Source organism: Agromyces sp. NDB4Y10, assembly GCF_001620055.1.
Lineage (GTDB): Bacteria > Actinomycetota > Actinomycetes > Actinomycetales > Microbacteriaceae > Agromyces > Agromyces indicus.
On sequence record NZ_LQGY01000044.1, the window covers coordinates 1 to 5,312 of the forward strand.

Genomic DNA, 5,312 nt, shown 5'->3' on the forward strand with positions numbered 1-5,312 from the left:
GGCGCCGAGCTCATCCTGACCAGCGGCGGCATCTCGCAGGGCGCCTACGAGGTCGTCCGCGAGCTGCTCGAGCCGCTCGGCGCGTGGGTCGGCTCCGTCGCGATGCAACCGGGCGGACCGCAGGCGACCGCGGTGTACCGCGGGGTGCCCGTCATCGGCTTCCCCGGCAACCCCGTGAGCGCCCAGCTCTCGTTCGCGCTCTTCGTCGCACCGACGCTGCGCGCGGTGGCCGGCCTCCCGCCCGCGCGCGCCGAGCGGATGCCGCTCGCCGAGCCCGTGCGTTCGATCCCCGGCCGTCGCCAGTACCTCCGCGGTCGCCGCACCGACGACGGCCGCGCGCTCCCCGTCGGCGGGCCGGGTTCGCACCTGGTGGCGGCGCTCGCGGCCTCCGACCTGCTCATCGTCGTCCCGGGAGCGGTCGAGGCCCTCGACGCGGGCGAGCCGGTCGATACCGTGGACCTATGAGCGAGCTCACCCACCTCGACGACGACGGCCGCGCGCGCATGGTCGACGTCGGCGGCAAGCCCGTCACCCGCCGGGTCGCGATCGCCGAGGGGCGGCTCGACACGACCGCCGAGGTGGTCGCGCTCGTGCGCAGCGACGGGCTGAAGAAGGCCGACGTGCTGCCGACCGCGCGCATCGCCGGCATCCAGGGCGCCAAGCGCACGAGCGAGCTCATCCCGCTCGCGCACATCGTCCCGCTCGACGCCGTCTCCATCGACTTCGGCTTCGACGAGGCCGCGATCACGATCCGCGCGACCGTCTCGACGACCGCCCGCACGGGCATCGAGATGGAGGCGCTCACGGCCGTCGCCGTCGCCGGCCTGACGCTGCACGACATGGTGAAGGCCGTCGATCCCGCGGCGAACCTCGGCGGCGTCCGCCTGGTCGAGAAGCGCGGCGGCAAGCGCGGCGTGTGGCGGGCGGATGACGCGGACGCGACCGGCGCCGACGCGGCCCATGCCGACGAGCCGACGGATGCCGCGCCCTCCCGCCGTGCCGTCGTTCTCGTCTCCTCGACCCGGGCCGCCGCCGGCACGGCCGATGACACCACCGGGCCGGTGATCGCCGCCTGGCTGGCCGAACGCGGACTCGAGCCCGGCGCGCCGCGCGTCGTCGCCGACGCCGACCTCCCCGAGGCCCTCCGGCAGGCGGTCGCGGAGGCGCCCGCGGTGATCCTCACCACCGGCGGCACGGGCGTGAACCAGAGCGACCGCACCCCCGAGGCGACCCGTGCCGTGCTCGACCAGGAACTGCCCGGCGTCGCCGAGGCCATCCGCGCCGCCGGTCGGGGCGCGACCCCGACCGCGGCCCTCAGCCGCGCGCTCGCGGGCGTCGCCGGCCGCACCGTCGTCGTCAACCTGCCCGGCTCGCGCGGCGGCGTCCACGATGGGCTCGCCGTGCTCGCCGACCTGCTGCCGCACCTGCTCGACCAGGTCGCGGGCGGCGACCACGCGCCCAGGCCGCGGCATCCGCGCCACCCGGAGGACGGGCCGAGCCACGCCGCCCACGGCGTCGCCGCCGGATCCGCGTCCGGCGAGGCCGACCGACTGGAGCACGGAGGCGCACCGCATGCCTGAGCCCGAGGTGCTCGCCCTCGTCACCGACGCACCGCTCGATCGCGCCGCGATCGAGGCGTTCGTCTGCACCCGGCAGGACGGCGCGCTCGTCACGTTCGAGGGCGTGATCCGCGACCACGACCACGGGGCGGCGGTCACCGCGCTCGACTACTCCGCGCACCCCGATGCCGAGCGGTTCCTGCGCGAGACGTGCGCGGAGGTCGCCCGGGAGACGGGGCTGCGCGTGGCGGCGGCGCACCGCGTGGGCGCGCTCGGCATCGGCGACGTCGCGCTCGTGGCATCCGTCGCCGCCCCGCACCGCGCCGAGGCGTTCGCCGCGTGCGCGCTGCTCGTCGACCGCATCAAGGAGCGCACGCCCATCTGGAAGCGACAGCACCTCGACGGCGGCGCGACGGAATGGGTCAACCTCTGACCCGCGGCGACGACCCGAAGCTGGGATGATGGGCGCATGCGCGAGTGGACGTTCCTGACCCATCACGCGCACGTGCTGCTCGCGGTCGCGCTCGACCGCGACGCCACCGTGCGGTCGATCGCCGAGCAGGTCGGCATCTCCACGCGCGCCGCCGTCACGATCCTCAACGACCTGGAGGACGGCGGGTACCTCGAGCGCGAGCGGCGAGGCCGGCGGAACCACTACATCCTCTACCCGGAGCGGCCGCTGCGGCACCCGTCGAACGCGGCGCACACCGCGGGCGAGCTGATCCGGGCGCTCGCCGACCTGCCGGGCCGACCGAGCCGGGACTGACCGGCACGGCCGGCTCAGCCGCCCGCGAAGGGCGGCAGCACGTCGACCTGCGCGCCGATCGGCGTCGCGGGGTCCCGGCGCACCACGCCGTCGACGAGGAACGAGCCGTTCGCCACGACGCGGGCCATGGCGGCGCCGTAGCGAGCGACGAGCTCGTCACGGAGCTCCCCGAGCGTCGCCGTCGCCGCGAGATGCTCCTCCTCCACGCCCGCGGCCTCGGCCGCCGCCGCGAAGTAGCGGACCAGCACCGTGCGCGTGCCGGTCGTGGTCGTCGTCCCGTCAGCCACCGATGCCTCCCATGCTCCGCGCCGGGCGCACGAAGTCGACGTCGTCGATGCCGTGCCCGGCCTTCTTCGCCCACATCGCCGCGCGCCACCGCTCGGCGAGCTCCGCGTCGTCGGCGCCCCCGCGCAGCATCGCCCGCAGGTCGGTCTCGTCGTCGCCGAACAGGCACGAGCGCACCGAGCCCTCCGCCGTGAGGCGCGTGCGGTCGCAGGCGCCGCAGAAGGGGCGCGTCACCGAGGCGATGACGCCCACGGTCGCGGGGCCGCCGTCGACGAGCCACTCCTCGGCGGGGGCGGCCGGGTCCTCGCGGCCCACCGGCTCGAGCTCGAAGCGCGTGCGCAGCACGGCGAGGAGCTCCTCGGCGTCGACCATGTTCGCGCGCCGCCACGCCTCGTCGGCGTCGAGGGGCATCTGCTCGATGAACCGGAGGCGGCATCCGTGCTCGATCGCCCACGCCAGGAGGTCGGGGGCGTCGTGCAGCGTCTCGCGCATGAGCACGGCGTTGACCTTGAGCGGGCCGAGCCCGGCGCGGTGCGCGCCGGCGATGCCCGCGAGCACTGCCGGGAGCCGGTCGCGCCGCGTGAGCCGGGCGAAGTGCTCGCGGTCGAGCGTGTCGAGCGACACGTTCACGCGCGACAGGCCCGCATCGCGGAGGGCCTCCGCCTTGCGGTCGAGCCCGATGCCGTTCGTCGTCATCGACAGCGGCGTGCCGGGTGCCGCGAGGGCGCTGAGCCGCACGATCTCGACGAGGTCGGGACGGGTGAGCGGTTCGCCGCCCGTGAAGCGGATCTCGCGGACGCCCAGGTCGTGCACGGCGATGCCGACGAGCCGCGCGATCTCGGCGGCCGACAGCAGTTCGTCGCGCGGGATCACGGGCAGCCCCTCGGCGGGCATGCAGTACGTGCACCGCAGGGAGCAGGCCGAGGTGATCGAGATGCGCAGGTCGTGCGCGACGCGGCCGAAGCGATCGACGAGACCCGCGACATCCGGCCGCCCCTCGGTCGAGGGCGCGTCCGACGGCGCCCGACGCAGTGCGGGCATGCCGAGCGCGATGGCGGTCATCCCCCCACGATACGCAGGCGTACGTTTCCGGCCTATGACGGCGGCCGGATCCTCAGGCTTCCGGGGTGCGAGCCTCGGCGGCGTCGCCCAGCCGGTCGGCGAGCACGGCGAGGTCGTCGGGGCGTCCCGCGCCGACCGCGAGCCCGAGCAGGAACGTCGTGACGGGCGCCGCGGGCCGTGCGACGCCGTGCGCGACGCGACGCGCCAGGTCGAGCACCGTGCCAACGGGGACGTCGGCGGGGTCGATGCCGAGCAGCGCTGCGGCCTCGGCCACCCAGTCGTCGAGCGCCTCGGGTGCGAGCGGTTCGGTCATGGTGCTCCCTCCGGTCCGGTGGCGCGCGCGAGGTCGCCCCACGTGTCGATGTCGTGCGTGCTGCCGCCGTCGGCGACGGTGGCGAGGTCGACGGATGCCGCGAGCCGCCGCATCGGGGCGCCGTGCAGCGCTGCGCGGTCCCCGTCGGGCGCGATCGCGTCGAGGGCGCGCTCCAGTGCCGCTCGGGCGCACCGCATCGCGAGCCACTGCGTGCGCCCGGAGGCGTCGACGAGCGCGACCCCGTCGCGGTCGGGGTACGCACCGCGCGCGGCGGCCAGCCGGGTGACGGCGGCTCCCACGTCGGGCATGTCGCACGCGAGGACGAGGACGTCGGCTCCGCTGACCGGACCCAGTGCCGCGAGACCGGCCGACAGCGCGGCGACGGGTCCGCCGAAGGGTGGCTCCTCCCGGGCGCGCAGGCATCCGGGCGCCGCGAGTTCCGCGGGGCCGACGACGACGATGCGCTCGCAGCCCGCCGCCCGGGCGGCGTCCACGGCCGTCGTGAGCAGGCGACGGCCGTCGACCATGAGGTCCGGCTTGCTGACCCCGCCGAGCCGCGCGGCGCGACCCCCGGCGAGGATGACGGCGTCGACCCCGCTCATCTCGTGACCGCCACCTCGACGAGGTCGCCGGGCGCGACCTCGTCGACGTCCTCCGGGACGATCGCGAAGCCGTCCGCCGCGGCGAGTCCCGCGGCGAGGTGCGAGGCCGCGCCGCCCGCCGCCGCGGGACGCACCGAAGGGCGTCCGTCGTGCCGCCCGAGGGCGACCGGCATGTACTGGCGCCGACCGGCGGGGGAGCGCCATCCGTGCTCCACGACCGCGGGCCACGTGCGGCGCCCGGTCTCGGCGCGGCCCAGGAGCCGCAGGATCGCGGGCCGCACGAACGCCTCGAACGACACGGCGACGCTCACCGGATTGCCCGGCAGCCCGAACACGGGCGTGCCGCCCGGCAGCTCGCCGAACGCCTGCGGCGCACCCGGCTGCATCGCCACCCGCGCGAAGCCGACGGTACCGAGCCCCGCGAGCACGTGGCGCACGACGTCGTGCGCGCCCACGCTGACCCCGCCCGCGAACACCACCAGATCGCACGGATGCCGCCGCTCGAGCCATCCGCGGAGCGCCGCCGGGTCGTCGGGCAGCCGGAGCGACTCGCTCACCGCGCCGCCGGCCTCGGCGACGAGCGACGCGAGCAGCGCCGAGTTCGAGTCGTGGATGCGGCCGAACCCCAGCGCAGCGCCGGGCGCGGCGAGCTCCGTCCCGGTCGCGACGACGGCGACGCGCGGGACGGCCGCCACGGGCAGCTCGGCGAGGCCGGCCGCGGCGGC

Annotated in this window: 9 protein-coding genes; 4 read left to right on the plus strand and 5 right to left on the minus strand. The window is 76.5% G+C overall.

The genetic code is table 11. The annotated features are described in order from the left end of the window. The 4 genes from AVP42_RS11205 to AVP42_RS11220 form a co-directional block, all read left to right on the plus strand. A partial coding sequence (locus tag AVP42_RS11205) for a molybdopterin-binding protein (RefSeq protein WP_255361457.1) occupies positions 1-465 on the plus strand: 465 nt, incomplete at its 5' end. Further along, complete coding sequence (gene moaCB / locus AVP42_RS11210) at positions 462-1,580, plus strand: bifunctional molybdenum cofactor biosynthesis protein MoaC/MoaB (protein ID WP_082847198.1); 1,119 nt, start codon at positions 462-464, stop codon at positions 1,578-1,580. The genes AVP42_RS11205 and moaCB, both read left to right, overlap by 4 nt. Beyond that, positions 1,573-1,992: a molybdenum cofactor biosynthesis protein MoaE gene (locus AVP42_RS11215; protein ID WP_067949062.1), complete on the plus strand. Its 420-nt coding sequence runs from the start codon at positions 1,573-1,575 to the stop codon at positions 1,990-1,992. The genes moaCB and AVP42_RS11215 overlap by 8 nt, the downstream gene beginning before the upstream one ends. A 36-nt stretch (positions 1,993-2,028) precedes the next feature. Further along, positions 2,029-2,325 carry a winged helix-turn-helix domain-containing protein gene (locus tag AVP42_RS11220; RefSeq protein ID WP_067949064.1) on the plus strand — a complete coding sequence of 99 codons (297 nt, stop codon included), beginning with the start codon at positions 2,029-2,031 and terminating at the stop codon, positions 2,323-2,325. 14 nt (positions 2,326-2,339) lie between these two features. Here AVP42_RS11220 and AVP42_RS11225 read toward each other — a convergent pair whose 3' ends face one another. From AVP42_RS11225 to AVP42_RS11245, 5 genes are all read right to left on the minus strand, one after another. After that, complete coding sequence (locus AVP42_RS11225) at positions 2,340-2,612, minus strand: MoaD/ThiS family protein (RefSeq protein ID WP_231878609.1); 273 nt, start codon at positions 2,610-2,612, stop codon at positions 2,340-2,342. Then, positions 2,605-3,672 carry a GTP 3',8-cyclase MoaA gene (gene moaA / locus AVP42_RS11230; RefSeq protein WP_067949066.1) on the minus strand — a complete coding sequence of 356 codons (1,068 nt, stop codon included), beginning with the start codon at positions 3,670-3,672 and terminating at the stop codon, positions 2,605-2,607. Before moaA ends, AVP42_RS11225 begins: the two co-directional genes overlap by 8 nt. A gap of 52 nt (positions 3,673-3,724) precedes the next feature. Next, positions 3,725-3,985, minus strand: a complete 261-nt coding sequence (locus AVP42_RS11235) for a DUF6457 domain-containing protein (protein ID WP_067949068.1) — start codon at positions 3,983-3,985, stop codon at positions 3,725-3,727. Further along, on the minus strand, positions 3,982-4,587 hold the full coding sequence (locus AVP42_RS11240) for a molybdenum cofactor guanylyltransferase (RefSeq protein ID WP_067949070.1): 606 nt from the start codon (positions 4,585-4,587) through the stop codon (positions 3,982-3,984). The genes AVP42_RS11235 and AVP42_RS11240 overlap by 4 nt, the downstream gene beginning before the upstream one ends. Then, a partial coding sequence (locus AVP42_RS11245; protein ID WP_255361459.1) for a molybdopterin-binding protein occupies positions 4,584-5,312 on the minus strand: 729 nt, incomplete at its 5' end. The genes AVP42_RS11240 and AVP42_RS11245, both read right to left, overlap by 4 nt.

Coding starts and splice junctions, on each gene's coding strand:
- moaCB (WP_082847198.1), top strand. CDS start 462: ATGAGCGAGCTCACCCACCTCGACGACGACGGCCGCGCGCGCATGGTC.
- AVP42_RS11215 (WP_067949062.1), top strand. CDS start 1,573: ATGCCTGAGCCCGAGGTGCTCGCCCTCGTCACCGACGCACCGCTCGAT.
- AVP42_RS11220 (WP_067949064.1), top strand. CDS start 2,029: ATGCGCGAGTGGACGTTCCTGACCCATCACGCGCACGTGCTGCTCGCG.
- moaA (WP_067949066.1), bottom strand. CDS start 3,672: ATGACCGCCATCGCGCTCGGCATGCCCGCACTGCGTCGGGCGCCGTCG.
- AVP42_RS11235 (WP_067949068.1), bottom strand. CDS start 3,985: ATGACCGAACCGCTCGCACCCGAGGCGCTCGACGACTGGGTGGCCGAG.
- AVP42_RS11240 (WP_067949070.1), bottom strand. CDS start 4,587: ATGAGCGGGGTCGACGCCGTCATCCTCGCCGGGGGTCGCGCCGCGCGG.